Annotated in this window: 25 protein-coding genes and 2 pseudogenes; 12 read left to right on the forward strand and 15 right to left on the reverse strand. The window is 67.8% G+C overall.

What is annotated here, in order from left to right:
- Positions 1-55: 55 nt before the first annotated feature.
- Both D8670_RS14865 and D8670_RS14870 read right to left on the reverse strand, forming a co-directional pair.
- Complete coding sequence (locus D8670_RS14865) at positions 56-2149, reverse strand: DHH family phosphoesterase (protein WP_121818911.1); 2094 nt, start codon at positions 2147-2149, stop codon at positions 56-58.
- 60 nt (positions 2150-2209) lie between these two features.
- On the reverse strand, positions 2210-2473 hold the full coding sequence (locus D8670_RS14870; RefSeq protein WP_121818912.1) for a hypothetical protein: 264 nt from the start codon (positions 2471-2473) through the stop codon (positions 2210-2212).
- 114 nt (positions 2474-2587) lie between these two features.
- Here D8670_RS14870 and D8670_RS14875 point away from each other — a divergent pair, with 114 nt between their 5' ends.
- The 3 genes from D8670_RS14875 to D8670_RS14885 all read left to right on the forward strand — a co-directional run bounded on the left by D8670_RS14875 (position 2588) and on the right by D8670_RS14885 (position 4344).
- Positions 2588-3319 (forward strand): metal-dependent hydrolase, encoded by a 732-nt coding sequence (locus D8670_RS14875; protein ID WP_121818913.1) that lies wholly within the window; start codon positions 2588-2590, stop codon positions 3317-3319.
- Positions 3320-3389: 70 nt separating this feature from the next.
- Complete coding sequence (locus tag D8670_RS14880) at positions 3390-3773, forward strand: OsmC family protein (RefSeq protein WP_121818914.1); 384 nt, start codon at positions 3390-3392, stop codon at positions 3771-3773.
- A 112-nt stretch (positions 3774-3885) separates the two neighbouring features.
- Entirely contained in the window at positions 3886-4344 is a 459-nt protein-coding gene (locus D8670_RS14885; RefSeq protein ID WP_121818915.1) for a DUF5799 family protein, read from the forward strand.
- Here D8670_RS14885 and D8670_RS21040 read toward each other — a convergent pair.
- The 3 genes and pseudogenes from D8670_RS21040 to D8670_RS14895 all read right to left on the reverse strand — a co-directional run bounded on the left by D8670_RS21040 (position 4341) and on the right by D8670_RS14895 (position 5868).
- A complete protein-coding gene (locus tag D8670_RS21040) occupies positions 4341-4487 on the reverse strand; it encodes a DUF7557 family protein (protein WP_162994313.1) in 147 nt (48 codons plus the stop codon). The genes D8670_RS14885 and D8670_RS21040 overlap by 4 nt on opposite strands.
- A gap of 129 nt (positions 4488-4616) precedes the next feature.
- A pseudogene (tatA, locus tag D8670_RS14890) lies at positions 4617-4790 on the reverse strand (twin-arginine translocase TatA/TatE family subunit); the annotation flags it as partial.
- A 97-nt stretch (positions 4791-4887) separates the two neighbouring features.
- Positions 4888-5868: an isocitrate/isopropylmalate dehydrogenase family protein gene (locus D8670_RS14895; protein ID WP_121818917.1), complete on the reverse strand. Its 981-nt coding sequence runs from the start codon at positions 5866-5868 to the stop codon at positions 4888-4890.
- Between the two features lie 405 nt (positions 5869-6273).
- Between D8670_RS14895 and D8670_RS14900 the strand changes: the two genes are divergently transcribed.
- Genes D8670_RS14900 through D8670_RS21345 form a run of 3 tightly spaced genes read left to right on the forward strand, consistent with a single transcriptional unit; the run spans position 6274 to position 7536 of the window.
- Positions 6274-6837: an NUDIX hydrolase gene (locus D8670_RS14900; protein ID WP_121818918.1), complete on the forward strand. Its 564-nt coding sequence runs from the start codon at positions 6274-6276 to the stop codon at positions 6835-6837.
- A 48-nt stretch (positions 6838-6885) separates the two neighbouring features.
- Positions 6886-7170, forward strand: coding sequence for a class I SAM-dependent methyltransferase (locus tag D8670_RS21340; protein ID WP_205254097.1), 285 nt, complete (start codon positions 6886-6888; stop codon positions 7168-7170).
- Positions 7171-7179: 9 nt separating this feature from the next.
- Positions 7180-7536 (forward strand): class I SAM-dependent methyltransferase, encoded by a 357-nt coding sequence (locus D8670_RS21345; protein ID WP_205596927.1) that lies wholly within the window; start codon positions 7180-7182, stop codon positions 7534-7536.
- Positions 7537-7605: 69 nt separating this feature from the next.
- On the opposite strand, the gene leuD is transcribed toward D8670_RS21345, so the two are convergent.
- The 7 genes from leuD to D8670_RS14940 form a co-directional block, all read right to left on the reverse strand.
- Complete coding sequence (gene leuD / locus D8670_RS14910) at positions 7606-8241, reverse strand: 3-isopropylmalate dehydratase small subunit (RefSeq protein ID WP_121818919.1); 636 nt, start codon at positions 8239-8241, stop codon at positions 7606-7608.
- Positions 8238-9659 (reverse strand): 3-isopropylmalate dehydratase large subunit, encoded by a 1422-nt coding sequence (gene leuC, locus D8670_RS14915; RefSeq protein WP_121818920.1) that lies wholly within the window; start codon positions 9657-9659, stop codon positions 8238-8240. The genes leuD and leuC overlap by 4 nt, the downstream gene beginning before the upstream one ends.
- Positions 9656-9910 (reverse strand): DUF7989 family protein, encoded by a 255-nt coding sequence (locus D8670_RS14920; protein ID WP_121818921.1) that lies wholly within the window; start codon positions 9908-9910, stop codon positions 9656-9658. Before D8670_RS14920 ends, leuC begins: the two co-directional genes overlap by 4 nt.
- Positions 9903-10952: a ketol-acid reductoisomerase gene (gene ilvC / locus D8670_RS14925; protein ID WP_121818922.1), complete on the reverse strand. Its 1050-nt coding sequence runs from the start codon at positions 10950-10952 to the stop codon at positions 9903-9905. Before ilvC ends, D8670_RS14920 begins: the two co-directional genes overlap by 8 nt.
- A gap of 28 nt (positions 10953-10980) precedes the next feature.
- The gene (gene ilvN, locus D8670_RS14930; protein ID WP_121818923.1) at positions 10981-11571 is read right to left on the reverse strand and encodes an acetolactate synthase small subunit; all 591 of its coding nucleotides are present in this window, start codon (positions 11569-11571) and stop codon (positions 10981-10983) included.
- Positions 11572-11573: 2 nt separating this feature from the next.
- Entirely contained in the window at positions 11574-13367 is a 1794-nt protein-coding gene (gene ilvB, locus D8670_RS14935; RefSeq protein WP_121818924.1) for a biosynthetic-type acetolactate synthase large subunit, read from the reverse strand.
- 376 nt (positions 13368-13743) lie between these two features.
- Positions 13744-14988 (reverse strand): LeuA family protein, encoded by a 1245-nt coding sequence (locus D8670_RS14940; RefSeq protein ID WP_121818925.1) that lies wholly within the window; start codon positions 14986-14988, stop codon positions 13744-13746.
- Between the two features lie 352 nt (positions 14989-15340).
- Here D8670_RS14940 and D8670_RS21850 point away from each other — a divergent pair.
- The 5 genes and pseudogenes from D8670_RS21850 to D8670_RS14965 all read left to right on the forward strand — a co-directional run bounded on the left by D8670_RS21850 (position 15341) and on the right by D8670_RS14965 (position 20704).
- Positions 15341-16584: pseudogene (locus D8670_RS21850) on the forward strand (MFS transporter).
- Positions 16585-16789: 205 nt separating this feature from the next.
- Positions 16790-17242: a ferritin-like domain-containing protein gene (locus D8670_RS14950; protein ID WP_121818926.1), complete on the forward strand. Its 453-nt coding sequence runs from the start codon at positions 16790-16792 to the stop codon at positions 17240-17242.
- A 100-nt stretch (positions 17243-17342) separates the two neighbouring features.
- A complete protein-coding gene (locus tag D8670_RS14955; RefSeq protein WP_121818927.1) occupies positions 17343-17642 on the forward strand; it encodes a DUF5779 family protein in 300 nt (99 codons plus the stop codon).
- 145 nt (positions 17643-17787) lie between these two features.
- Positions 17788-18504 (forward strand): UTP--glucose-1-phosphate uridylyltransferase AglF, encoded by a 717-nt coding sequence (gene aglF, locus D8670_RS14960; RefSeq protein WP_121818928.1) that lies wholly within the window; start codon positions 17788-17790, stop codon positions 18502-18504.
- Positions 18505-19465: 961 nt separating this feature from the next.
- A complete protein-coding gene (locus tag D8670_RS14965; protein WP_121818929.1) occupies positions 19466-20704 on the forward strand; it encodes a Cdc6/Cdc18 family protein in 1239 nt (412 codons plus the stop codon).
- Between the two features lie 143 nt (positions 20705-20847).
- On the opposite strand, the gene D8670_RS14970 is transcribed toward D8670_RS14965, so the two are convergent.
- Positions 20848-21654, reverse strand: a complete 807-nt coding sequence (locus D8670_RS14970; protein ID WP_121818930.1) for an MBL fold metallo-hydrolase — start codon at positions 21652-21654, stop codon at positions 20848-20850.
- Between the two features lie 112 nt (positions 21655-21766).
- Complete coding sequence (locus D8670_RS14975) at positions 21767-22447, reverse strand: VOC family protein (RefSeq protein WP_121818931.1); 681 nt, start codon at positions 22445-22447, stop codon at positions 21767-21769.
- A gap of 156 nt (positions 22448-22603) precedes the next feature.
- Here D8670_RS14975 and D8670_RS14980 point away from each other — a divergent pair, with 156 nt between their 5' ends.
- Positions 22604-23287 carry a hypothetical protein gene (locus tag D8670_RS14980; protein ID WP_121818932.1) on the forward strand — a complete coding sequence of 228 codons (684 nt, stop codon included), beginning with the start codon at positions 22604-22606 and terminating at the stop codon, positions 23285-23287.
- Here the strand turns inward: D8670_RS14980 and D8670_RS14985 are convergent.
- Positions 23276-25726 carry an STT3 domain-containing protein gene (locus tag D8670_RS14985; RefSeq protein WP_121818933.1) on the reverse strand — a complete coding sequence of 817 codons (2451 nt, stop codon included), beginning with the start codon at positions 25724-25726 and terminating at the stop codon, positions 23276-23278. The genes D8670_RS14980 and D8670_RS14985 overlap by 12 nt on opposite strands.
- Positions 25727-25801 lie beyond the last annotated feature (75 nt).

Consider the following 25801-nt stretch of genomic DNA (forward strand, 5'->3'; position numbering starts at 1 on the left):
GGCGGAGGACGGTGCTACCGCTGTCTGGCGTTGCGCGCGAGAGAAGCGATGCGGGTTACTCGCCCAGTTCCTCGGCGACGGCGGCGACCACGCCGTCGACGACGGCGTCGCGCTCGCCCGTGAGGAATTCGAGGTGACCGTCGCGACCGCCAACGACGGTGATGCCGGCCTCGTCGGCGTGTTCGCGGGCGGTCTCGCCGACCGCGCGGACGTCGACGGGCGCGGTGCTGCGGACGTGCAGTTCGTCGTCGCCGATGCCGAGCGTGACGAACGGCTCGTCGGCGTCTTCCCGGCGGCGACGGTGGAGTTCGTCGAGCAGCAGCGTCGTCGGCGGGAAGTCGAAGCGGTGGGTGAACGAGTCGGTGTCGAGCACCGCGAAGGTGACGCCGTTCTCGCCGCGCAGCGAGAGGTTCCGGTCGGCGGTCTCGACCTCGGTGTCGAGCTTCTCGCGGAACTGTTCGCTGACGTGAGCGGCCAGCGACTCGGCGTCGCCGGGCGCGTCGGCGCCGTCGCCGAACAACAGGTCGGCGACGAGTTCGCGCTTGTCGTCGTAGGACTGGTAGTACGCCTCCAGCGCGATGGCCTCGCGGCGCTCGCGGACGGCCGTCTCGTCGTAGCCCGCCGCCTCGGCGAGGTCGACGTACTGCCCGGGGGCGTCCGCCCAGTAGCTCACGGCCGGCAGGTGCCGGAGGTCGTCGCGGACGTCGCCGTAGACGTTCGCGGCGACGTTCGCGGCGAGCGCCGTGGTGGTGATGCCGTCGCCCTCGCCGTCGCCGGCGAGCGCGGGGTTGACGATGCTGTCGACCTCGTCGACGATCTCCTCGTCGGGGTGGCTCGCGTCGATGGCGACGCGGCCCGCGCCGTAGATGTCCAGCAGGCGGTAGCCGTCGCGGGACTCCAGCGTGCTCCCCGCGTCGACGAGGACGACCAGCGGCAGCTGCTCGCCGTGGCGCTCGCGCGCCTCCAGCATCTGCGTGACGTCGTTCGTCGCGGCGTCCATGTCGTACACCTCGCCGTCGAGCGGGCGGCGCTCGACGTAGTGGTACTCGGCGTCGGCCTGCACGTGCTCCTCGCGGACCAGCGGCAGGACGGCGTGCTCGATGGCCGCGCCGGCGGCGTACCCGTCGGCCGTGGCGCTGTGGCGGATCACGACGGGACGGGCCTCGAAGACGGCCCGGCGGATCGCCTCTGCGGCGTCGCGGACCTCGCTCTCGATGACCGCGACGGGGTCGTCGTCGGCGAGCGGCGCGACCTCGTCGGGACGCGCCTTGTCGGTCATCGCGGCCGTCAGGCGGCCCTCGACCGCGGCGGCGTCCTCGCCCTCGAGGACGACCAGCGTCTCGGTCTCGACCTGCAGGTCGTCGCGGCGGAGTTCGACCTCGCCCTCCAAGCGGACGTAGTCGTCCACGTCGACCTCGGGGTAGGCGCGGACGCCGGCCTCCTCGAAGGCGGCGCACTCGATGGTGCTCGTCTCGTCGCGGAGCTCGAAGACGGTGGGACCGCTGGTCTGTCGGACGCCGGTGACCTCGCCCTCGATGCGGACGACGTCGCCGACGCGGTCGGAGAGCGACCCGATGGCGACCCGCGAGGGGTCGGCCTCCTCGAGCGCTTCCTCGGTCTCCTCCTCGGTTTCCGGCTCGTCGACCGGCTCCGGTTCCTCCTCGACGGCCTCGGGATCGTCGACCGTTTCGGCCGTCACCGCGCTCGCCGACGCTGCGGCCGCACCGCCCCCCGAGGGCTCTGCGGCCGCGTCTTCATTTCCCGCCGCGCTCGCCTCCGGCGCGTCGCCGTTCGGGTCGTCGACCAGGGAGCCGCGGAACTCGTCCTCGGACTGGCGGATGGACCAGCCGAGGTCGACGTTGCCGTTGTCACGGACGTCCGTCACCTGCACGTAGACGGTGTCGCCCGAGTCCCAGTCGAGGCTCTCGAGGCGCTGGTCGAGCTCGCTCTTGTGGAGCAGGCCGGTGACGCTGTCGCCGATGTCGACGAAGACGCCGAAGTCGGCGAAGCCGTCGACGGTGCCGCGGTAGTAGCGGCCGGTGGTCAGTTCGTTCGCGTCGTCGCCTCTGAACTCGAAAGCGACGTCTTCTTCGTGGCTACTGCAGATCCGCCCGTCCGCGGGCGTACCGCAGATGATACAGGTACCCATTTGCCGGAGATAAATACCCCCGGCCTAAAACGGTTGTCGAAACGCGTTCGCCGCCGCGCCTCACTCGAACACCGGGCTGTCGTCCTCCATGGCCTCCACGTCTGCGACTATCGAGCGGACGTCCTCCGGGAACAGCGCCACCTGCACCTCGTTGCCGTCCTCGTCCTCGAAGACGAGCTTGACCCGCTTGTCGCCGAACTCCCGCGCACGAGCGTCGGTCACGTCGAACAGCTTCGCGGACGCCGACTTGTTCGCCGGGCCGACGTTCTTGATAGCGCCGTCTTTCAGTTCCACCATGAAGTCGTCCAGCTGGAGCGTGAGCATACCGGGTCTTCGGCGGGGGCCCGTATAACGATGGGCGGGGCCGAGCGGACGCGGCAAACCGTTCCGGCCACCGTCCGGCTTTAAGTGTCGATCGACCGTACCTCGAAACGAACCATGCAACTCACCTGGTACGGACACTCGACCTGGCACGTCGAGGTCGGCGACACGTCGCTGCTGATCGACCCGTTCTTCGACAACCCCAAGACGGACACCGATCCGGAGGAACTGGACCCGGACTACGTCCTGCTCACGCACGGGCACGCGGACCACATCGGCGACGTGGACCGTTACGAGGGCAACACCCTGATCGCCTCGCCGGAGGTCGTCGAGTACTGCCGCGACGAGTACGGCGACTTCGACGCGGTCGGCGGGATGGGGATGAACCTCGGCGGCACTGTCGAGGTCGGCGACGCCTTCGTCACGATGCACCGGGCCGACCACACCAACGGCATGGACACGAGCTACGGCACCTCGGGCGGCATGCCCGCGGGCTTCGTCATCAGCGACACGAAGCCGACGCAGGTCGCCGACGAGGAGAGCACGACCTTCTACCACGCCGGCGACACCGGCCTGATGACCGAGATGCGCGACGTGATCGGCCCGTTCCTCGAACCCGACGCCGCGGCCGTCCCCGTCGGCGACCACTTCACGATGGGGCCGATGCAGGCCGCTATCGCGGTCGACTGGCTCGACGTCGACCACGCGTTCCCGATGCACTACGACACCTTCCCGCCGATCGAGATCGACACGCAGGACTTCGTGAACGAGGTCAAAGGCACCGGCAGCGACGCCGAAGTCCACGTGCTCGACGGCGACGAGACGTTCGATCTGGGCGAGGGGTACTGAGGCCGCGAACCTGCCGGTACCGCCGGTGGAACAACGCTTACGACGGCCGCCGTTGACAACTCGAACTGCCATGGCGAAGGAAGTCCACAGCGTCTCCGAAGAGGGGTACAGCACGACGAGCCAGATCCGAGACTTCGAGTCGACCATCGACGCGCAGGGGGAGGACGGGCCGGACACGCTCGAGGCGCTCCTCTCCGCGTACGCCGCCTGTTACGTGCCCGCGCTCCGCGTCGGCGCGCAGCAGCGCGACGCCGGCGACCTCGGCCGGATCGACATCGACGCGACGGGCGAACTGAACGACGACGACAAGCTGGAGTCGATCAGCTTCGACGTCAGCACGGACGGGGACCTCGACGGCGACAAGAAGGAGGCCGTGATCGAGCGCGCCCACGAGCTCTGCAAGGTCGGGGACGCGCTCAAGGAGAGCCTCGAAGCCGACGTGACGATCCAGTGACCGACCTGCCGACCGGATAGCCGAACGGCCGACCGCGGCGAGCAAGTCCGCGGTCAGCGGTCGGCGGTCGCCGGGGGAAACCCTGATACTGCTTCTCTCCCAACCGACGGGTATGGCAGACAGCGAGTGGACCGACCGCATCGTCGGCGATCGGATGACGGTCGATCAGGAGTTCTCCCAGCACGTCCGCAACTCTCAGTTCTCCAACCAGGAGTGGGGGATGATCATGACCGCCGTCGAACTGGAGATCGAGAACCCGGACGACCCCGAGGCCGCCCGCATCGTCGCCGACACGAGCAAAATCGGGCAGGTGCTGCCGGCCATCGAGGAGTCGCGCTCAAAGATGGGCCAGATGGGCGGCGCCGGCGGCGGGGGGGCCGGCGGGGCCTCCTCCGGCGGCGGCTTCCTCGACGGGATCAAGAACGCGCTCGGCCTCGGAGGCGGCAGCGGCGGGAACGACGAGCGCGAGCGGGCCGCCGTGTCGCTCGCACAGGACTACGCGGACGAGTTACAGTCCCATCTCGAACAGCGGGGGAAGTGGGAGGAGATCCGGACGGTCGCCCAGCGCTAGCCGTCGCCCGAGTGAAACAGGGTCAGCTCCTCGGCCTGATAGATGTTGATCAGTTCGTTGACGAGGTCGTCGTAGGTCTCGTCGTCGACGCGCAGGCCGTCCAGACGCTCGACGGTCTCCTCGTCCAGATGCACCTTGGGCATGGTTGAGTTAACGCGGGGGACCGCCTTAAGCGTGGCCCGCGTTAGCGGGCGACGGGAGAGGGGATCGACGAGGAGCGGCGTCGCTGCCGGGGCGTTCCGGCGTCGAAAACGGCGGCGGCGTCACTCCTCCTCGCGGAGCTCCTCCAGCTCCTGACGGGTCTTCTCGCGACCCTTCTTGAACTCGCCTATCGCCTCCCCGCTGGAGCGGGCGAGCTTCGGGATCTTCTGCGCACCGAACAGGAGCGCCGCGAGCAGCAGTATCGCGACGAGTTCGACGCCGCCGGGCGCCGCAAACAGTGGCATTGCTGTCTCTATCACTGTCGTACACCCACGACGTACTACGTCCTGAGGAAAGTAGTATTTTCTCGTCTCCGCGAGCGGTCCGCGGGTGCCGGCGCGCTCAGAGTTCGTCGACGATAGCGTTCGTCACGTCCTCGGTCGTCCCGTCCCCGCCCAGATCCGGGGTGCGCGGCCCCTCGTCGAGGACGGTCTCGGTCGCGTCGCGGACGCGTTCGGCCGCGTCCCCGTGGCCGAGGTGGTCCAGCAGCATCGCGGCCGAGAGGATCATCGCAGTGGGGTTGGCGACGCCCTGACCGGCGATGTCCGGCGCGGAACCGTGGACCGGTTCGAACAGGGCGTTGTCCGACCCGACGTTGGCAGACGGGAGCAGGCCGAGGCCGCCGACGAGCCCCGCGGCGAGGTCGGAGAGCACGTCCCCCGCGAGGTTCGGGCAGATGACGACGCCGTAGTCTTCGGGGTGCATGACGAGGTGCATCGCCAGCGCGTCCATCAGTGCCGTGTCGTAGTCCGCGCCGCGCTCCTCGGCGACTTCCTCCACCGTTTCGAGGAACAGGCCGTCGGTGGTGCGCATCACGTTCGCCTTGTGCGCGATGGTGACGTCGTCGTAGCCGTTCTCCTCGGCGTAGTCGAAGCCGAACTCGGCGATGTCGCGGGACGCCTCCTCAGTGATGACGCGCGTGAGCGTCGTGACGCCCTCGGTTATCTCCGACTCGATGCCCGAGTACACGCCCTCCGTGTTCTCCCGTATGAACACGAGGTCGGTGTCCGCCTGCACGGCGTCGAGGCCGGGGTAGGTCACCGCCGGGCGGACGTTCGCGAACGACCCGACGACGTCGCGCAGCGGGAGGATCACGTCGGCAGCCGTCTCGCCGGCCGCGCCGAACAGCGTCGCGTCGGCGTTCGCGGCGAGGTCCCGCGTCTCCTGCGGCAGGGCCTCGCCCGTCTCCTCCTTCACCGCGTCACCGGCCTCGCCCTCGACGAACTCGAAGTCGACGTCGAGCGCTTCGAGCACCGCGACCGCCGCGGGCGTCACTTCCTGGCCGATCCCGTCACCGGGGATGACGGCAATTTCGTGGGTCATTGCTCTCTCCGACGCATTCGGGGTTGGAAAGGGGTTCGGTATCGGCAGGTGTTCTGCCCGCGACGGGGCGGGTCGCCGGCGGTGGTTCGGTTGGCCACCGCAGCGCTCGCCCGTCCGCGACGGTCGAAACGGGTATCTCACCCCAAGCTATTTATCCCCGGGTGCCGAATTATTACACAGAGAGTGCAGTCGGAATGAAACCGGTGTTTTCTTGTAGGAGTTCCCTGTAGCTACTGCTCCGGCGCTCGAAACCCGACCCGTCACGGCCTCGATCGGCCGTCGAGCAGCGTTCAGTGACCGCGCTGTCCACCGCGGAGTGGCGACGCTGGACCGGACCGGGACGGCTACTGCGCCGGTCGGCCGCCGAGGCGTATCGCTCCCCGAACGACCCGCGACTCACAACCCATGGAACGACACACATCCGCGTCCGACGGCCCCGCTGACGATACCGCCTTCCTCGACGAGATCACGGACCCCGCCGAACTCGCCGACCTCCCCGCCGTCGAGCACAGCGAGGAGACGTTCGTCCACGAGAGCGAGGACTACTGCGAGGCCGGCTACGCGGGCCGGGCGATCGTCGGCGTCGTGACCGACGACGGGGTCCTCGCCCTCGTCGACGCCGAGGAACCCGCCGCGGTGCTCCCGAACGGGAAGGTCGAACCCGGCGAGGACTACGTCGCCGCCGGCGAGCGAGCCGTCGAGGAGGCGACGGGCGTCCCCGTCCGTATCGAGGCGCCGGTGTACGTCCGCACGGTGCGCCACAGGATCGAGGACGAGGACGCCCTCGACGAGACGACGCGACACGTCGTCTTCCGGGCGACGCCGGCGACAGATAACCCCAAACCGGCCGCTTCGGCGGCGGCCGACCTCGACGCGGACGTGACCGCGACCTGGCTCTCGGAGCTACCGGAAGACCTCGCGAACGCCGGGATGCAGTCGGCGAACGACGTCGCCCGGTTCCTCGACTGAGGGCCGTTTCGGCACTGCGCGACGACCAGCGACTCCACCCCCGTTTTCATGACTGACGACACCCACGACGACACGATCGACTGGAACCAGTTCTGGCGCGAGGCGGACGACGACGCTCGCGAGAGCGCCGTCCCGAGCGCGCACCACGTGCGCGGGATGCTCGCCGACTTCTTCGCCGAGAAGGGCGCCCCCGACTCGTTCGCGTCGGTCGGGTGCGGCCCGGGCGTCGTCGCCTTCGACGTGGCCGAACGCCACCCCGCGACGACCGTGGTCGGGTACGACGCCGCCGAACCGATCCTGGCGGAGAACCGCGAGCGGGCACGCGAAGACTGAGTCGAAAACGTGCGGTTCGAGCGCGCCGTCCTCCCCGAGTTCGACCCCGGCCGGGCGTTCGACTGCGTGCTCTGTTACGGCACGCTCTGTTACGTCTCCGAGTCCGAGCGCGCGCTCCGGAACCTGTACGACGCCGTCGCGCCCGGCGGCTATCTGGTTCTCGGGTACATGAACCGACTCGCCGCGCGCACCACCGGCGCGTCCTCCGAAAAGCCGAGGCCGAAGCCGACGGGAACGAGGCCGACGAAGCGGCGCTGGAACGCCGTCGAGAGCGGTTCGAACTCGTCCGCGAGGGGGAGAGCACGCTCTCGTACCGGCGGATACGCGACGCGCTCGGCACGTGGCCGAGGAGCTTCTGGGAAGTGACCGACAAGCCCGAGAAGCGGTGGGCGTGGCGGCACGCGCCGACGGTGTGGGTACCGAAGTAGTACGGCGCTACTCCGCCTCGGGGATGGCCGAGTCCTCGACGTACGGCAGTTCCTCGGCCTTCTCGCGCACCGCGCCGGCGTTCGATTTCATCAGCGCGGTGGTGTCCCAGACGCCGTCGACCAGCGCCTTCCGCTGGGCGTCGTCGACGGTGACGTCGACGGTCTCGTCGCCGTAGGTGACCGTCTCCGCCTCGACGTCGACCGCGATCTCGCCGTCCGGGTTCTCGTCGACCCAGTCCTGCAGGTCCTCGATAGTCTCGCTGTCGGCGGTGACGGTCGGAATGCCGAGGGCGAGACAGTTGCCCGCGAAGATCTCCGCGAACGACTCGCCGATGATGGCGTCGATGCCCCAGCGCATCAGCGCCTGCGGGGCGTGCTCGCGGGAGGAGCCGCAGCCGAAGTTCGCGTTGACCACCATCACCGAGGAGTCCTGGAACCGCTCCTCGTTGAACGGGTGGTCCTTCTGGTTGTCCTCCTCGTCGAACCGCAGGTCGAAGAAGGCGAATTCGCCCAGGCCGTCGAAGGTGACGACCTTCATGAACCGCGCGGGGATGATCTGGTCCGTGTCGATGTCGTTCCCGCGGATCGGGATGCCCGACCCGGAGACGTAGTCGACCTCGGGGATCTCGACCTCGTCGCTCATGCCGTCGTCACCTCCTTCAGGTCGCGCACGTCGGAGACCTCGCCGGTGATCGCCGCGGCGGCGACCATCCGGGGGTTCATCAGAACGGTGCGGCCGTCCTTGCTCCCCTGCCGGCCGACGAAGTTCCGGTTCGACGAGGACGCACAGGCCTCGTCGCCCTCCAGCTGGTCCTCGTTCATGCCGAGACACATCGAGCAGCCGGCGTTGCGCCACTCGAAGCCGGCCTCCTCGAAGACGTCCTTCAGACCCTCCTCCTCGGCGGCCTTCTGGACGCGCTGGCTGCCGGGGACGACCATCGCGCGGACGTCGTCGTGGACCTCGCGGCCCTCGACGATGCGGGCCGCGCGGCGCAGGTCTGGCAGGCGGGCGTTGGTACAGGACCCGAGGAAGGCCACGTCGATGTCGTAGCCCTCCATCCGTTCGCCGGGCTCGACGCGCATGTGCTCCTGCGCGCGCCGGGCGGTGTCCCGCTTCTCCTCGGGCAGTTCCTCGGGCGACGGGATCGGGTCCGTGATGCCGATGCCCTGTCCGGGCGTGGTGCCCCACGTGACGACCGGTTCGAGCTCGTTCGCGTCGATCGTGACGACGTCGTCGTACTCGGCGTCCTCGTCCGAACGGATCGACTCCCAGTACGGCTTGAGCTCGTCGAACTTCTCGGGGTTCTCCCGGAAGTAGTCCGTCTCCTTCAGCCACTCGTAGGTGGTCTCGTCCGGGTTGACGTAGCCCGCGCGGGCGCCGCCCTCGATGGACATGTTGCAGATCGACATCCGCCCCTCCATGCCGAGGTTCTCGATGGCCTCGCCGGCGTACTCGTACACGTAGCCGACGCCGCCCTCGGTGCCGAGGCGGCGGATGATCTCCAGGATGACGTCCTTCGCCTCGACGCCCTCGCCGAGCTCGCCGTCGACCTGGATCTTGCGGACCTTCTGTTTCTCCATCGCGACGGTGCCGGTCGCGAGGACGTCGCGGATCTGGCTGGTGCCGATCCCGAACGCCAGCGCGCCGAACGCGCCGTGGGTGGAGGTGTGACTGTCGCCGCAGACGATCGTCTTGCCGGGCTGGGTGATCCCCTGTTCCGGGCCGATGACGTGGACGATGCCCTGGTCGCCCGTCGTCGGGTCGGAGAAGTCGATGCCCGCGTCGCGGACGTTCTCCTCCAGTTCGGCCATCATCTCCTCGGCCGCGTCCTCCTCGTAGGGGCGGGACTGGTCCGCGGTCGGAACGATGTGGTCGACCGTCGCGTGGGTGAGTTCGGGGTAGGCGACCTCCAGGTCCCGCTCGCGGAGCATGCCGAACGCCTGCGGGCTGGTCACCTCGTGGATGAGGTGGAGGCCGACGAACAGCTGGTCCTGTCCGGTCGGCAGTTCGGTCACCTTGTGTCGCTCCCAGACCTTATCGTACAGCGTGCCGTCACTCATTCTTCGGCTACGTCTCCTGTGCCGTCGTCGTGTTCCCGACCCCGCTCGAAGACGCGGTTCGCGCCCTCGCCGTGGGGGTCGTCGTGGCTCACGTCGCGCATCTCGTCTTCGGGCTGTGCGTCCTCCTCCGGCGTTGGTTCTGCTTCCGCTTCACCGCCGTCGGCGACGACGGTCGGTCCGCGCCGGAACACGGTGCTGGCGGATCGGTCGTTGTACGGGTGCGTGTGGTCGACGTTTTTCATATCAGTCATCGGCTCTCACTTGTTCTTTCTCGGTGTCTGATTCGCTCTCTTCCTCGGCCCACGCGAACAGGTCACGCAGGCGCGCGCCGACGTCCTCGATCTCGTGGTCCTTCTCGGCCTGCCGGAGCTGGGTGTAGCTCGGGCGGCCGGCCTGGTTCTCCGCGATCCACTCGCGGGCGAACTCGCCCGTCTGCACTTCCTCGAGCGTCTCCTCCATCTTCTCGCGTGCGTGGTCGTCGACGATCTCGTCGCCCTTGACGAGGCCGCCGTACTCGGCGGTGTCGGAGACGGAGTCCCACATCCCGCCGAGCCCGCCCTCGTACATCAGGTCGACGATGAGCTTCAGCTCGTTCAGGCACTCGAAGTACGCCATCTCGGGGCTGTAGCCAGCGTCGACGAGCGTCTCGTAGCCGTGCTTGACGAGGCTGGTGACGCCGCCGCAGAGGACGGCCTGCTCTCCGAAGAGGTCGGTCTCGACCTCCTCCTGGAACGTCGTCTCGATGACGCCCGCGCGGGTGCAGCCGATGCCCTCGGCGTACGCCAGCGCCTCCTCCTTGGCCTCGCCGGTGACGTCCTGGTAGACGGCGATGAGGCCGGGCGTCCCCTGGTTCTGCTCGTAGTTGCGCCGCACGAGGTGGCCCGGTGACTTCGGCGCGACCATCGTCACGTCGACGTGCTCCGGCGGCTCGATCTGGTTGTAGTGGATGTTGAACCCGTGGGCGAACTGCAGGGTGTCGCCCTCGTCCAGTTCGTCCTCGATGGCCTCGAAGACGGCGGACTGGACGGTGTCGGGCACGAGGACGGAGACGACGTCCGCCGCCGCCGCCGCGTCGTCCGGGGTCGCGACGTTCAGTCCCGCGTCCTCGGCGGCCTCGCGCGAGGAGGAGTCCTCGCGCAGGCCGACGACCACGTCCACGCCGCTCTCGTGCAGGTTGAGCGCGTGGGCGTGGCCCTGGCTGCCGTAGCCAAGGACGGCCACGGTCTTGTCCTCGATCGCCGCACTGTTCGCGTCCTCGTCGTAGTATACCGTCGTGGTGAATTCTTCCGTCATTGGTGTCGATAGGGGGTGAACGCGTTCGTCATTTCGTCTCCTCCGCGCCGCGTTCGAGCGCTGCGGTGCCGGTGCGGACGACCTCCAGGATCTCGAACCGCCGGAAGGTCTCGACCGCTGCCTCTACCTTCTGCCTGCTCCCCGTGATCTCGACGGTGACCGTCTCCTGGCTGACGTCGACGGCCTCGCCGCCGTACATCTCCGCGACGGACTGGACCTGGTCGGGTTTGTCGCCCTCGACCTTGATCAGCGCGAGCTCGCGCTGGGTCGCGTCGGTCTCCAGTTCCGTCACCGAGACGACGGGGATGAGCTTCTCCAGTTGCTTCTTCGCCTGTTCGATGCCCGGTTCGGGCTCCTCGATGACGAGGGTGATCCGGGCGCGGTTCTCCTCCTCGGTCGGTCCGACGGTGAGGCTCTCGATGTTGAACTGCCGCCGGGAGAACAGCCCCGAGACGGCGGCCAGCACGCCGGGCTCGTGTTTGACCGTCGCCGACAGCACCGCTCGCCGGGGCTCCGGCTCCGCCTCGACTGCGGGGTCGATGCGGACGCCTTGGGAGTTGCGGCGGCCGTCGGGGTGTGGTCGCTCGTCTGGCGACGGGCCGGGTAGTCCTCCTGTCATGGTTAGAGCTGGTCCAGGTGTTCGGTCTGCAGCGCGAACTTCCCGTTTTTCCCGCCGCTGGGAACCATCGGGAAGACGTTCTCCTCGGGGTCGATGTGGAAGTCGATGACCGACGGGCCGTCGTAGTCGACGGCCTCCTGCACGGCCTCCTCGACGCCGTCGTAGTCCGCGACGGTGAACCCGCGCGCGCCGAACGCCTCGGCGAGTTTTGCGAAGTCCGGGCACCAGGAGTACTCCGAGGCCATCCGGCGGCCCTCGAAGAAGCCGTCCTGCCACTGCCGGACCATGCCGACGTACTCGTTGTTGAGCACGGCGACGGTGATGTCCATGTTCTCGCGGACCGCGACGGAGAGCTCCTGGATCGTCATCAGGAACGAGCCGTCGCCCTCGAAGCAGACGACCGACTGGTCGTCGTCCGCGGCGAGGCGCGCGCCGATGGCGGCCGGCAGGCCGTAGCCCATCGTGCCCAGGCCGTGAGAGGAGACCCACGTCCGGGGCTCGGTGTAGTTCCAGAACTGGAACGCCCACATCTGGTGCTGGCCGACACCGGTCGTGACGACGGTGTCGTCGCCGGTCGCCTCGTCTAACACCTCGACGACGAACTGCGGCTTCAGCGGCTCGTCGTCGGGCGTGGCGTAGTCCATCGGGTACTCCGCCTTCCACGCCTGCACCTGCTCGCGCCACTGGGCGTAGCGGTCGGACGGGTCCGGCCGCCGGTCGAGCTCGTCGTCCAGCTGGTCGATGACGCGGCCGGCGTCGCCGATGAGCGGGTAGTCCGCGTGGACGTTCTTCGACACCTCCGCGGGGTCGATGTCGACGTGGACGACCTCGGCCTCGGGCGCGAACGAGTCGACGCCGCCGGTGAGGCGGTCGTCGAAGCGCGTGCCGATACCGACCAGGACGTCGCAGTGGGTGATCGCCATGTTGGCGTAGCCGGTGCCGTGCATGCCGGCGACCTCCAGCGACAGGTCGTCGTCCTCGGGGAACGCGCCGATGCCCGGCATCGTCGTGATGACCGGGATCTCGTACTCGCGGGCGAACGCCCGCAGTTCGTCGGTCGCCTCGCCCTTGATGACGCCGCCGCCCGCCAGGACGACGGGCTTCTCGGCGGCCGCGATGGCGTCCGCGGCGGCCTCGACGGCCTCGGCGTCGGCCTCCTCGGGCGGGTTGTACGTGTCCGGCGTCTTCGCCTCGCCGGGCTCCCGTTCGGTATCGGCCTGCGTGACGTCCTTCGGCAGGTCGACCAGCGTCGGTCCCTGTCGGCCCTCGTCGGCCACGGCGAACGCCTCGCCGACCACGTCGCCGACGGTGTCCTCGTCGCTGGCGAAGTAGTTCGTCTTCGTGATCGGGTCGGTGACGCCCGTGGTGTCGGTCTCCTGGAAGGCGTCGTTGCCGACGAAGTCCGTCGGGACCTGCCCGGTCAGCGCGATCATGGGGTCGGAGTCCATGCTCGCGTCCGCGATGCCCGTCACGAGGTTCGTCGCACCGGGACCGGACGTCGCCAGGCAGACGCCGGGGTCGCCCGAGACGATGCCGTACGCGTCGGCCGCGTGGGCGGCCCCCTGCTCGTGCGCCATCGTCACGTGGCTCAGTTCGGAGTCGTACAGGGCGTCGTAGACGGGCATGATCGCCCCGCCCTGAACGCCGAAGAGGTACTCGACGCCGGCGTTTTCGAGCGCGGTGACGACCGACGCCGCGCCGGTGCCGGCCGAGCTGTCGGCGACCTCCTCGGCGTCGGCGTCCTCGGCGGCCGCTTCGGCTTCGGTCTGGGTCGTCGGGGGAACTTGCTCGGTCATCGTGGTTCTCCGGCCGCTGTTGCCGGGTGGCTGCTCGTCGGTCGATACTGCCGGGTTAGTGGATGTGTGCTGGACATTGCTGGAGCGCGTGCTGGGTCGGAAATCGATACGAACGCGGGTCGGAGAGGAGGTGTTGCAGGGGCTAGTGAGCCCCTACAATGATCGCGAGAAGGATCGGAAGGACGGCCCCGCCGCTCGCCGACTGCGTGCGAACGGTGGTCGGTTGCCGCCTCATTGTTAGTCCTCTCATGTTTGCCGGCGATATAACTCTTGTGCGAGGTGCAACGATTGCGCGGGCCCGATCCGCGCGCTTCCCCGTCGACTGCGGTGCGGTCTACCTGCCGCTGCGGGGCGAGGGCGAACCGGGCTGGCGTCATTAGGCGCGGACCTCCTCTTGGTCCCGCTCGACGCCCTCCTCGCGAGCGAACTCCTTCAGGTCGCTCATGGTGACGCGCTGTTTCTCCGCGCCGTAGTCCTTGACGCGGCGGGTCACGGCGCGTACCTCGTCGTCGGTCGGGGCGAAGCCCGCGTCCTGCAGGCGCTCCCGTACCGAGTGGTTGCCGGTGTGCTTGCCCAGCACCAGCTCGCGCTTCGCTCCGACCATCTCCGGGGTCATGACGCCCGGTTCGAACGTGTCGGAGTTCTCGATGACGCCCGCGGCGTGGATGCCGCTCTCGTGGGCGAAGGCGTTGTCGCCGACGACGGGCTTGTTGCCCGGCACGTCGACGCCCGACTTCTCCTCGACCAGTCGCGAGAGCGCGGTGATGCCGGTCGTGTCGATGCCGGTGTCGACCTGGTAGACGCTCTCGATCGCCATCACGAACTCCTCGTAGGCGGCGTTGCCCGCGCGTTCCCCGATGGAGTTGACGCTGACCTGCGCCTGGTCGGCCCCGGCCTCGATGCCGGAGATGGCGTTCGCGGTCGCCATCCCGAAGTCGTCGTGCGTGTGGACGTCGACGCGGGCGGTCGTGTGGTCACAGACCATCTCGATCAGGTCGTGGAACCGCCGCGGCGTCGCCACGCCGCAGGTGTCCGGGATGTTGATCCAGTCGGTGCCCGCCTCCGTGACGGCCTCGATGACCTCGATCAGGAAGTCCTCGTCCGTCCGCGTGGCGTCCATCGGCGAGTACATCACTTCGACGCCGGCGTCGGCCAGCCGCTCGACGGCGTCGATCGAGCGAGTGACGACCTGCTCGCGGGTCGCGTGCATCGAGTCCTCGATCTGGACGTCGCTGGTGGACGCGAACACGTGCACCATCTCGACGCCCGCGTCGAGGGCGGCCTCGATGTCCTTGTCGACGACGCGGGCCAGCCCGCACACCGTCGTGTCTGTGCTGTTAGCGATGTCGCTCACGGCCTCGAACTCGGCGTCGGAGTTGACGGGGAACCCGGCTTCGATCACGTGGGTTCCCATCCGGTCTAAGGCCGCGGCTATCTCGCGTTTGTCCTCGTAGGAGAATGACGTGCGCGGCGACTGCTCCCCGTCGCGGAGCGTCGTGTCGAAAACTCGTGCGCTGTCGATCTCGCTAGTGGAATCTAACGTGCCCTGGAAGAACTCGATCCCCCCGGCTTGTACCGGAGGACGAACCCATGGACTGCGTGTTGCGCTTAGGCATGGTATCTGGACTGGGGGCCTTTCCGGTATATAAGCCTGTCCCTGCGACAGGAAATGTATGTTAATATATATTATCGCAAGGAACCGCGATATCGGCTAATCGCAAGACGTAGTCGCCCTTGTGTTCTGCATATCCCCTTATACACTACCGGGGGATAAGTGGTCGATGAACAGAGTTGTCGATGATGATATTGAATATTTTCCACTGAGTGAACCAGAATAATCCGTTCGTGGTCTCGCGCGCGCTCTGGCCGGCGGGGAGTGATCAGTTGAAACGTGCTGGGAGGGTTCGCCGTGAGAGACGGCATCCGACGGAGAGACCAGAACTACTTTTTCCGCCCTATCGGGAAGTCCTCCGGTGACAACAGAGAAGCGACAGTTGCATGCGCTCTATCTCGCGCGGTTCGCGAGCGGCTTCGGTCTGGTGACGCTGTTGACGCTCCTCCCGAAGTACATCAACCTCTTCGATCCCTCCGGATTCGTCATCGGGCTGTTCACCACCGGTCTCACCCTCGCCCAGACGGTCGCTGTCGTGCCATACACTTGGGCCGGGGACCGGCACGACAAGCGCCTCGTGCTGCTTTCGAGTCTCGCCCTCAGCGCCGCGGCCTACGCGGCATTCGCGTTCGTCGGGTCGAGCGCCGGGTTCGTCCTGACCCGCGGACTGCAGGGCGTCGCCGTCACCGGCGCGGGCCTGATGAGCCTCGCGCTGGTCGGCCAATTCGCGCCGTCGGGTCAACGCGCGAACTACATCGGGACGGCGAACGCCTGGCGGTTCGCCGCCGCCATCGCCGGGACCTTGAGCGCCGGGTACCTCTACGACAACTTCCGGTTCGACGCCGTGTTCAGCGTCCTCGTCGCGCTCGTCGTCGTAGCGTTCGCCGCGGTGCTGCTGTTCGTCGAGGACGACGAGACGCGGGTGCACGGGTTCCTCTTCACGGATCTTGCACTCAACCGGCGCATCCTGACCATTACCAGCTTCCGCGCGCAGTACGCGCTCGCGGTGACGCTCGTTGGACGTGGGTACCGATCTATGCTGGCGTCGAGGCCGCTCGCGGCGGGCTCGCGTACAGCGCCCTCGCCGTCAGCGTCGTGATCACGGCGGAGAAGTTCACGAACATGCTGTGCCAGCCGTACACCGGCCGGCTCTCTGACCGGATCGGTCGGTCGTGGTTCGTGTTCGTCGGCGGCGGCCTCTACGGTCTCGTCGCGCTCGCCGTGCCGTTCTCGCCCGCCGTCGGCGCGCTCCTGCCGGTACCTACGGCGATACCGTTCCTCGGCGAACTCGGCCCCGCGTTCCTGCCGCTGGTCGCGCTCAACGGGCTGCTCGGGGCGGCCGACAGCCTGCGCGAGCCCGCGAGTATGGCGCTGTTCGCGGACGAGGGCAGCGACAACGGGGGCATCGCGAGCAGCTTCGGCGTCCGCGAGCTCGTCTGGCGTCCGGGGAGCATCGTCGCGCCGATGATCGGCGGGTTGCTGATGACCGGGGCCGGCATGGCGTGGGTATTCTACGTCGGCGCGGCCGCGGCGTTCGGCGGGATCGCCGCCTTCGTCGGCATCCTCACCTACGACCACGGGAAGCAGGCGCTCTCGAAGTGGTGATCGGGAGATCGAAGAGGTGGAAAAGCTCGGAGCGGTGGTGACGAGTTCGGAGTGGTGATGACGAGTTCGGAGTGGTGATGACGAGTTCGGAGCGGTGACGTCGCCGCTTCGATCGATCGGCTGCGACCGGTGACGGGTTCGTTTTGTTCGAGCGACGGGAGGTCGGGCCGGCAAATAAGCCGCTGGACGTGCTACTCGCGGAGGCATGACGAACGAAGAGGTCACCCGACTGCTCAAGAAGGCGTACGGGGACGAGATCGAGACGGTGATGAACTACCTGACCAACTCCATCGTGCTCGACGGGGTCAGCGCCGAGGAGGTCAAGGAGAGCCTGGAGACAGACATCCAGGAGGAACTCGACCACGCCCGGATCATCGGTCGTCGCCTGAAGCAACTCGACGAACGGCCGCCCGCGTCGATGGACTTTCAGGCGAACCAGCAGAGCCTTCAGCCGCCCGAGGACTCGACGGACGTCCTCTCGGTCATCGACGGCGTTCTGGAGGCGGAGGAGGACGCAATCGAGACGTACCGGTCGCTCATCGACGCCGCCGAGGAGGACGACCCCGTGACGGAGGACCTGGCCGTGACGATACTGGCAGACGAGGAGGCCCACCGCACCGAGTTCCGCGGCTTCCGGAAGGAGTACCGCAACGGCTGACGCCGCGGACAGCGGGTTCGTCGTTCGGCGGCGACGCGCCCCGCACCGCAACGTTCCACGGAGGCGAGGGTTTTTCTCGGATGGGGTGCACCCGTGGTGTATGAGCGACTTCAGTCTCGACCTTCGGTCGGTCGAGGACCACATCGAGGAGGAGGAAGAGGGGGAGGGCCCGAACCGGATCGAACTCGGCGTCCTCGACGGAACGACGCCTGACCGGGAGTGGATCGACACCGTCGAGGAAGGTGCGGTGCTCGTGCTGAACGTGGACGGCGACGTGAACGAGCTGGCGGCGGGATTCGCGCGCGACGTGAAGGACGGTGGGGGCGAACTCGTTCACTTCCGCGGGTTCTTGCTCGTCGCGCCGCCGGGCGTCAGCATCGACACGGACCGGTTGGGATAGCCGCGACCCGGGTACCGATATCCGCGTCCGGAACTCGCGTTCCGGTATCCTCATCCGAGGCTCGCGTTCCAGTATCCGAGGCTCTCGTTCCGAAACTCGCGTCCTACCCCGATCCTATTTCTCCCGCGAGGACCGTCTGTCGTTCATGGACGCCGTCGTGCTCGCCGCCGGCGAGGGAACGAGGCTTCGGCCGCAGACCGAAACGCGCCCGAAGGGACTCGTGGAGGTCGCCGGGAAGCCGCTGTTGACCCACTGCTTCGACGCGCTGCACGGACTGGGGATCGACGAACTCGTGGTCGTCGTCGGGTATCGGAAATCGGATATCGTGGACCGTTACGGCGACGCGTACGGGGACGTGCCGATAACGTACGTCCACCAGCGAGAGCAGCGCGGGCTCGCTCACGCCCTCCTGCGGGCCGAACCCCACGTCGACGACGACTTCGCGCTGATGCTCGGCGACAACGTCTTCCGTGCGGATCTGACGGCCGCGGTGGACCGCCACCGCGACACCGGCGCGGACGCGACGCTGCTCGTCGAAGAGGTGTCAGAAGCGGAGGCCGGAACGACCGGTGTCGTCGAGACTGCGCCGGACGGAGAGGTCGTCTCGCTGGTGGAGAAACCCGACGACCCGCCTTCGACGCTCGTCCAGACCGGCTTTTTCGTCTTCTCGCCCGCGGTCTTTCACGCCTGTCACCTCGTCCGGCCGAGCGACCGCGGCGAATACGAGCTCACCGACGCGATCGACCTGCTGTTGCGAAGCGGCCGCCGCGTCGAGACGGTCGAACTGGACGGTTGGCGGGTGAACGTCAACGCCGAAGCGGATATCGAGGACGCCGAGCGCCGAATCCGAGCGGATAGTTGAGGTCGTTTGCGGCCCCTGATCCCGTAGTTCGCAGTGGTCGACGCTGTGACCGTCGCTCTAACTGTTCCTGATTACCGCCGACTCCCCCACCCGAGGTTTCCGATGCTTTGCTCGATAGCAGGGGAGGGGGTAGAGAGCCGCGTAGTCGTATGGGTCGGCAGTACCGCCGGTTTCCGATAATAACTCGATAATCCGTATATTATTTAGAAAACTTTTACTACCCCAGTCAGGAAACAGTCCACTAGCTTAATTGAGATATTCTAGAGAATGTGGGAGTATCGGAACAGACGTCTAGTTGATCGGCTCTATTTGATCGTTATCAGATCGCAATTCGTCCGTGACCCAGCCACGAGATCGAGGTGGAAGAGTGATCCGCGAGATGAGGTTCGATCGCATCACTGAGATCATTTCACTTACTCCGCAGCTCGAGCGCGTGCTGACGGAGCACGCGTTCGATGAAACAGTTCGACGAAATTCGGCCCCAGTCGGCGAATTATTACCGCTCGTCTGATAAGTGCTGCTCCGAATCCGTATTTAACCAATATCAAAGCGTACGGTAAAGCCACGGACACCCGCCTATTCACCCGGAAAGCATCGGAAACGTGGGGTGGGTGAGGGGATACCACTAACGAGAGGGTCCGAACGGAAGCGTCCCTCCTTTGCGCCGAATAGCATCGGAAACGTGGGGTGGGTGTAACCCGTTACCGCACGCGCCGGCAACGCTCGCCGGTAGCATCGGAAACGCGGGGTGGGTGCAACCGGTTCTCACGCGGCCTGCGGGCCGTCGGCAGCATTGGAAACCCAGGGTGGATTCGGAGTCGTCCCGACCGAACTGTGTGGCGCAATGTGCCGTCGCGAAGGGACAGGGAGCCTCAGCGAGTGGTTTCGTGCCCGAAGCATCGGAAACGCGGGGTGGGAGAAACCACGCAACTTATGTCCGGGGGTCCAAACGAGGGATACGATGGGAAGTCGAGAGTCAGCCGATATCGCGAAGGAAGTGTTCGAGCAGGAGGATCAGATCTTCGCGAACAAGCAACTCCTGAGCATCGGACACGTCCCCGAGCCCGACAGGATCGTCGGCCGCGACGACGAGATCCGCGACCTCGCAGAACAGCTGCGGGGGGCCATCGAGGGCTACTCCCCGGACAACGTCATCGTCTACGGGAAGACCGGGACCGGAAAGTCCCTCGTCTCGAAGTACGTCATGGGTCGCGCGCAGGACCTCTCGGAGTCCGACATCGCCGTCGGCACCGCCTACCTCGACTGCTCCGAGGACAACACCGAGACGCAGGCCGTCTCCTCGCTCGCGAAGACGCTCAACGACGAGGCCGAGACCGACATCTCCGTGCCCCAGACGGGCCTCAGCACGTCGAAGTACTACAAGCGCCTCTGGCAGATCCTCGACCGGCGCTACGACGTGATGATGGTGATCTTGGACGAAGTGGACCTGATGGCCGACGACGACCTCCTCATGAAGCTCTCCCGCGCGGAGGAGGCGAACAAGGTCGACTGCCACATCGGCGTCATCGCGATCAGCAACAAGATCCAGTACGCCGAGAACCTGAACGAGCGCGTCAAGTCCAGCCTCCAGCACAAGGAGCTGTTCTTCCAGCCCTACGATGCCACGCAGCTCCGTGAAATCATGCGCAACCGCGCGGACGCCTTTCAGGAGGGCGTGCTCACCGACGACGTGATCCCGCTCTGTGCCGCGTTCGCCGCGCAGGAACATGGCGACGCGCGCAAGGCCATCGACATCCTCCGCCACGCCGGGAAGATCGCCTACAAGAACGGCTCCGACGTGGTCACCGAAGAGCACGTCCGCGACGCCCAGCAACTCGCCGAGAAGGACCGCTTCCGCGAACTCATCGACGGCGCGCCGACGCAGGCGAAGACGGCCCTGCTCGCGCTGGCCGAGCTGTCCCTAAACAACGACACGGAGGCGTTTCCCACTCGCGAAGTATTCAAGCAGTACCGCGTCATCTGCGAGGCCATCGACATGGACACCCTCTCCGAGCGGCGTTTCCGGGACATCCTCAAGGAGCAGGCGTTCCTCGGCATCGTCGACGTCGAGAAACTGAACCAGGGCCTCGCCGGCGGTGTCACGCTGAAGAACCGCCTCATCGAGGACCCCGACATCGTCCGCGAGATCCTCCTCGAGGACACCCGGATGTCGCAGTGGGCCGACGACGAAGGTGAGTGATCGCCGCCTCGTACGCCCGTCAGACCGCCTTCGCTATCCGACTTCCCCAGAGTTCCTTGCCCCAACGACTCCAGCTTTCCTTCTCTCAACGTCTCTAGTTTCCCTTCCTCCGACTACCCGGGAGACTTTCTCTCCGACGCCTCTCACACCTCGAACGTCTCGAGGTCGTTCGCGATCATCACTTCGCCGTCGAACCGCCCCTCGACGGTAGCCGTCATCGCGCCTTCCATCCCGTGCGTGTCGGGATAGAGATGCGTCAGGTAGACCCGTCCGACGTCCCGACCTGCGAGTACCCCGCCCAGCCCCGACGGCGTGGCGTGGTTCTCGACGTCCCCTCCGTCCGGATGCGCGCAGTCGTGAACCAGCACCGCCGACCCGTCCGCCGCCTCCGCGACGGTCTCCGAGGGCGTCGTGTCGCCGCTGAACGTGACTCCGCCCTTCGTTCCTCCACCGCTCGTGCCCCCGCCGTCTCTCCCGTCAGCGGCGTCTCCGTCGTTCGTCCCGTCGCCGTCGAACCGGTAGCCGAGCGTCGGCTTCGAGTGGTCGGCCTCGAACGCCGTCACGTCGAACCCGGCCACGTCGACCGGTCCGGCGTCGATCTCCTGCACGGTCAGGTCCGCCCGCTCGCGAACGTCGTCGACCGCGAGCAGGTTGTCGAGCGCGGCGTCGATCCCGGGCGGTCCCACGACCAGAAACTCGGCCGTTCCCGCGAGCACTCGCGCCTTGACGAGCGAAGCGAGGTCGGCGACGTGGTCGAGGTGGGTGTGTGTGATGAGGGCCGCGTCGACGTCTTCGACGCCCGTGTCCGCCTGCGGTAGCCGGTGGAGGACGCCGCTGCCGCAGTCGACGAGCACCCGTCGCGACCGATCGTCGGACTCGACGAGCGCGCCGCTTTGCACTCGACGGCTCGTCGGCAACGCGGTACCGGTCCCCAAGAGAGTCACGCGCATGTGTCCGCCCCTTCTACGGAAGTTGGCAAAAGCCTGGGGTCGACCGGGCCGATTCGCCGTCGCGTCGTCGGCGTCTACGTGTTACTGTATCAACAGTCTACGTGTTGCTGTGTCAACAGAACGTGAGAACGTGGTCGTCCGGATCGGTTATCCGGACGTTCTCGCCTATCATGGTCACCTTCGAGGCGCGGTCGAGCACCGCGTCGACGGCGACGCCGGGGTTGTCGTCGGTGTCGAATCCGAGGTCCACGTGGACGCCGCCGCGGCCGTCGGCGATCCCCAGTTGCGGTTCCCAGAGTTCGAGGTCGACGGGACCGCTGAGTCGGACCCGCCGCCTGTCGTCGCCGCGGTCGACCACCTCGAACCCGAGGGACGTGTAGAACGCCTCCGAACGGTCGAGCTCGGCCACTTCGAGCACGACCTCGAAGACGCCGCGGATCCCCTCGCCGTCGACCCGCCGCTGGCCCAGTTCGACGCAGTTCCCGTCGGGGTCGTACAGGTAGAGCGATTTCGCCGAACCGAACTGGTGCTCCTCGAGGTCGTGGTCCCGCGAGAGTCGGTCCCACCAGCGGTCGTACTCGTCTTCGGGGATCGAGAACGCGAAGTGGGTGTGTATCCCGCCGCGCGGGACCGCTCGCGGCCGGCGGAGTATCAGCTCGGTTTCCCCCGCTCGGAGCACCACCTCGCGGTCGCCCTCCCGTTTGACCGTCAGGTCCAGCGCGTCCGCGTAAAACCGACGAGCGCGGTCCAGAGACTTCACTTCCAGGGCGAGCCACCGCAGTCCGCTGAGCATACCTCGACTACTATCGGGAGGAACTTAGTTTCGAGCGTGATCGTGCCACGGGGAAAGTTGAACGGCGAAGAGCGGGCCGCTCGATCCCTCACGCACGCTTTCGCCCCGTTTCCCACGAGACTGACGTTTATAGTTGTCGAGCCCCTCGACAACAGTATGCCGTTCAAATCTACGACGGAGGGGGACGAAATTATGGAGATCGATCGCTGGGACGGCGGCGTCGGCTGGATCGCTCATCCCGACGAGCAGATGCAGCGCGCGAGCCACGCCCTCGCGGGTGACGACGGCGTCTGGCTCGTCGATCCGGTCGACTGCGACGGGCTGGACGATCTCGTGTCGCCGTTCGGCGAGGTGGCGGGCGTCGTCATCCTCCTCGACCGCCACAAGCGCGACGCCGCGACGATCGCGCGCCGACACGACACCTCCGTCTACCTCCCGCGGCGGCTCCGCGACGTCGCCGGCGACGTCGACGCGCGGACGCGAACGTTCCGGGACACGCTCGGCGAGACGGGCTACCGAACGATCCCCGTCGTCGACAACAGGCTCTGGACGGAAGTCGCCCTGTACGACGCCGACTCGGCCACCCTCGTCGTTCCCGAGGCTGTGGGGACAGTGGAGTACTTCACCGCGGGCGCCGCGACGCTCGGCGTCCATCCCGCGCTTCGGGCGTTCCCGCCGCGCGCCGCGCTGGGCGGGCTGGCAGCGGACCGCATTCTCGTCGGTCACGGCGAGGGCGTCTTCACAGATGCGAGTGCCCGGCTCGACGCCGCGCTCCGCAACGCGCGCCGGACCGCACCGGAGCTCTACGCGAAAACCGTCCGCGACCTGCTACCGGTGTAGTTCGACGGTCGTACCGTTCCGCACGTCTTCTTCGGACACCCGAACGGTGTCGTTCCCGACGGAGTACTCCCCGGGCTGGGCGACGGTCACCGCGTACGTCCCGTTCTCGACCGACGCCGTCCGTTCGTAGGTGACGGTCGTGCCGCCGATGTCGACTTCGGTCGTCGCGGTCACGGTCTCGTTCGATCCCGCCTCGCCGGTGATCGTCGCGCCCGGCACGAGCGTGAACACCTTCCGGGAGCCGTCGTCGGTGGCGTACACCGCGCGGAAGTGCGCGGCGTCCGCGCCGTAGTTATCGTGCAGCCGGTTGTACAGCGACGCGTCGCGGAGCGCGCCGTCGGTCTCCCTGTCTCCGGTGACGACGTACTCCCCGCGCCTGTCGAGGCGCTGGTACCAGGCGGTCTCGTTCGTCCCGGCGAGGAACCCGTCGTAGCTCGACCGGGCGTACCCGTAGGAGAGCGAGTTTCCGCTCGCGAAGGCGTTGTACATACGGTTGCGGTCCCAGCGGCTGAACACGTAGCGTCGGTCCTCGGCCAGCCCGCGGTCGTCGACGTCGTCCTGGATCCACGACGCCGCCCGGTAGGACTCCTCCTCGACGGTGAGGTCGTCGGTGAGCGGCGGGGTGAGCACCGCCCCGAGACCGGCGACGAGGACGGCGAGCGCGACGAGCAGGCCCAGGGAGCGGTTGTCGGGAAGATCGAGCCGGAACGACCGCTCGGTCGACTCTCGGGGCGACCCCGTCGACTTCCGAGATGACCCCGACGACCCCCGGGACGACGATCCGGACGTCGTCTCTTCACTCTCCCCGAACACCGCAGGGCGCCGCGCGAGGTCGACGACGCTCGCGAGGTGGACGAACCCGAGACCGGCGAAGACGGCGACGACGACGGCGAGCGCGCCCGCGAAGCGGACCTGCATCCCGCCCAGGACGACGAGTACCGCGGCGTACGAGCAGGCCGCCAGCCAGTCGAACCGGTCCCGCGACGCGGCCGCCCACAGGCCCCAGGCGACGTACGGGAGCGCGAGGAACAGCGCGAACCCGAAGTAGAAAATCGGTGCGAGCGGGCCGCCCAGATCCGGGTCGAACAGAGACGCAGTCTCCGTGATGTCGCTCTGTCCCGGCTTTGTCGCGAGGCGTTCGACCTCCTGCCGGAACTCGGCCCGGAAGTCCGGGAACTGCGTCCACGCGACGGCGAAGACCGCGCCCGCGGCCGCGAGGAGACCGCCACCGCCGATCTTCCAGGAGATCCCGGCGCGATGAGCGCCCTCCGCGACCAGCGCCGCCGCGACGACGCCGGCGAGAAGCAGCGCGGGCGTGAGCGCGACGTAGTCGGCCTGCCACCCCCACGACTCGTGAGCGGCCGCGACGAGCGCGGCGGCGAGGCCGACGCCGACGACCGTCGGCGCGAGTCCGCGGAGCGGCGACCGACCGGCGCGAACGTCGGCAAGGGCGCGGCCGACCGCGTACAGGCCGACCGGCAGGACGAGCAGCGGTCCGGCGTTCCAGGCGAGCACCTGCGCCGCCACGCTCGCGCCGAGCAGGAGCGCCCACGGACCGGCGGCGGTCGCGAGTTCCCGCCCCGACAGCTCCCTGTCCACTGCGGCGGCACCGACGAGCGCGTACAGCGCGACGCCGACGAGCAGGTAGTCGAACGCGTGGTGGTCGCCGAACCCGACGGCCGACCGGTAGGCGTGCACCGGCGTGACGGCGAGGATACCGACTGCCGCGATGCCGACGCGTGCGTCGGACGTGAGACGCTTCGCGGTGCCGTACACCGCCAGCCCCGTCCCGAGCGCGGCGGCGACGGGGTACCACGCGAGCACCAGGTCGACGGCGCGCGCGTCGGCACCGACGGTTCGGGCGGCCGTCCACAGGACGGCCACGAGGAGGGGCTCCCCCTCCCGGATGCCGTCAGGAACGGCGAACGCGTCGGCGCTGCGCTCCGCGAGCACGAGGAGCCAGTGTCGGTAGAAGTAGGGGTCGTTCGCGAGGAGCACCACGTCGCCGTTCCGGAACACGCTCGCGTAGGCGATCAGCCGGAAGAGCGCGACGAGCGCCAGCGCGGCGACGAGGCCGACCGCAGCGTCGCGGCTGACGGTCGGGAGCGCGCGCCCGAATGACGACCCGGCGAGCCCCGTTCTGTCGCCGAGTCCCGCGGCGAACCCGGCGCCGTCGTCCGCACCACCTCCGGAGGGATCGCGGGCGTCACCGTCGAGCGCCGCCCGGACGGCGTCGGGGTCCGCCAGCCGGTACTCGTCGCCCGCGCTCTCGACGACGCCGCGGGAGACGAGCTCGCCGAACGTGCCGGAGTCCACGTCCACGTCGTCGAACGTCCAGGTCTCGCGCCGCTCGTTCGCGGCGAGGATCGCTCGGAGGGCGGGTTCGAACTCGGGGCGGTCGGTGAGGAGGGCTGCTATCTCCTCACGCGATCGACTCATGTTCACGGCGAGTCCTCACACTCGCTTAAATCCAACTACTCCGCACGCGGCCGCCGGCGCGGACCCGGACTACCG

The sequence above is a fragment of the Halostella limicola genome (assembly GCF_003675875.1).
GTDB classification, from domain to species: Archaea; Halobacteriota; Halobacteria; order Halobacteriales; family Natronoarchaeaceae; genus Halostella; species Halostella limicola.